Consider the following 2,500-nt stretch of genomic DNA (forward strand, 5'->3'; position numbering starts at 1 on the left):
TTCCAGCACCGGGCAGGTGTCACCCCCTATACTTCGCCTTACGGCTTCGCAGAGAGCTGTGTTTTTGCTAAACAGTCGCTTGGGCCTATTCACTGCGGCTTTCCGTTAAGAAAGCACCCCTTCTCCCGAAGTTACGGGGTCATTTTGCCGAGTTCCTTAACCAGAGTTCTCTCGCACACCTTAGGATTCTCTCCTCGCCTACCTGTGTCGGTTTGCGGTACAGGCACCTTTTATCTCGCTAGAAGCTTTTCTTGGCAGCGGGGAATCAAAGACTTCGCTCCATAAGGAGCTTCCCCATCACAGCTCAGCCTTCACGATAAGCGGATTTGCCTACTTATCAGCCTAACTGCTTGGACGTGCACAACCAATCGCACGCTTCTTCTATCCTTCTGCGTCCCTCCATTGCTCAAACGATAAAGAGGTGGTACAGGAATATCAACCTGTTGTCCATCGCCTACGCCTGTCGGCCTCGGCTTAGGTCCTGACTAACCCTGAGCGGACGAGCCTTCCTCAGGAAACCTTAGGCATTCGGTGGACGGGATTCTCACCCGTCTTTCGCTACTCATACCGGCATTCTCACTTCTAAGCGCTCCACCAGTCCTTCCGGTCTGGCTTCACAGCCCTTAGAACGCTCCCCTACCACTGTTCGTAAGATCAATCCGCAGCTTCGGTGATACGTTTAGCCCCGGTACATTTTCGGCGCAGAGTCACTCGACTAGTGAGCTATTACGCACTCTTTAAATGGTGGCTGCTTCTAAGCCAACATCCTGGTTGTCTAAGCAACTCCACATCCTTTTCCACTTAACGTATACTTTGGGACCTTAGCTGGCGGTCTGGGCTGTTTCCCTTTTGACTACGGATCTTATCACTCGCAGTCTGACTCCTAAGGATAAGTCATTGGCATTCGGAGTTTGACTGAATTCGGTAATCCGGTAGGGGCCCCTAGTCCAATCAGTGCTCTACCTCCAAGACTCTTACCTTAAGGCTAGCCCTAAAGCTATTTCGGGGAGAACCAGCTATCTCCAGGTTCGATTGGAATTTCTCCGCTACCCACACCTCATCCCCGCACTTTTCAACGTGCGTGGGTTCGGGCCTCCATTCAGTGTTACCTGAACTTCACCCTGGACATGGGTAGATCACCTGGTTTCGGGTCTACGACCACGTACTAAACGCCCTATTCAGACTCGCTTTCGCTGCGGCTCCGCCTCTTCAGCTTAACCTCGCACGGGATCGTAACTCGCCGGTTCATTCTACAAAAGGCACGCCATCACCCATTAACGGGCTCTGACTATTTGTAGGCACACGGTTTCAGGATCTCTTTCACTCCCCTTCCGGGGTGCTTTTCACCTTTCCCTCACGGTACTGGTTCACTATCGATCACTAGGGAGTATTTAGCCTTGGGAGATGGTCCTCCCAGATTCCGACGGAATTTCACGTGTTCCGCCGTACTCAGGATACATTCAAGAGAGAACGAAGTTTCGACTACAGGGCTGTTACCTCCTATGGCGGGCCTTTCCAGACCTCTTCATCTACCTCGTTCCTTTGTAACTCCGTACAGAGTGTCCTACAACCCCAAGAGGCAAGCCTCTTGGTTTGGGCTATGTTCCGTTTCGCTCGCCGCTACTCAGGAAATCGCATTTGCTTTCTCTTCCTCCAGGTACTTAGATGTTTCAGTTCCCTGGGTCTGTCTTCCTTACCCTATGTATTCAGATAAGGATACCATACCATTACGTATGGTGGGTTTCCCCATTCGGAAATCTCCGGATCAAAGCTTACTTACAGCTCCCCGAAGCATATCGGTGTTAGTCCCGTCCTTCATCGGCTCCTAGTGCCAAGGCATCCACCGTGCGCCCTTTCTAACTTAACCAAACTAAAAATTAAAAAATATGAGCTACACTGTTATCTAGTTTTCAAAGAACATACATTTATATATGAGAGATAGTTCTCTCAAAACTGAACAAAACGAAACACGGAAACTTATATTGATGAACAGCGTTCATCAATTCTCCATAGAAAGGAGGTGATCCAGCCGCACCTTCCGATACGGCTACCTTGTTACGACTTCACCCCAATCATCTACCCCACCTTCGGCGGCTGGCTCCTTGCGGGTTACCCCACCGACTTCGGGTGTTGTAAACTCTCGTGGTGTGACGGGCGGTGTGTACAAGACCCGGGAACGTATTCACCGCGGCATGCTGATCCGCGATTACTAGCGATTCCAGCTTCATGTAGGCGAGTTGCAGCCTACAATCCGAACTGAGAACGGTTTTATGAGATTAGCTCCACCTCGCGGTCTTGCAGCTCTTTGTACCGTCCATTGTAGCACGTGTGTAGCCCAGGTCATAAGGGGCATGATGATTTGACGTCATCCCCACCTTCCTCCGGTTTGTCACCGGCAGTCACCTTAGAGTGCCCAACTGAATGCTGGCAACTAAGATCAAGGGTTGCGCTCGTTGCGGGACTTAACCCAACATCTCACGACACGAGCTGACGACAACCA

At 50.9% G+C, this 2,500-nt stretch carries 2 rRNA genes (1 of these 2 cut by a window edge); both read right to left on the bottom strand.

The annotated features are described in order from the left end of the window. Positions 1–1,867, bottom strand: a 23S ribosomal RNA gene (locus ACWFR4_RS47950); the annotation flags it as partial. 146 nt (positions 1,868–2,013) lie between these two features. Continuing rightward, positions 2,014–2,500, bottom strand: a 16S ribosomal RNA gene (locus ACWFR4_RS47955); it runs 1,062 nt beyond the window's last position.

It is taken from the genome of Streptomyces sp. NPDC055140 (assembly GCF_053607285.1).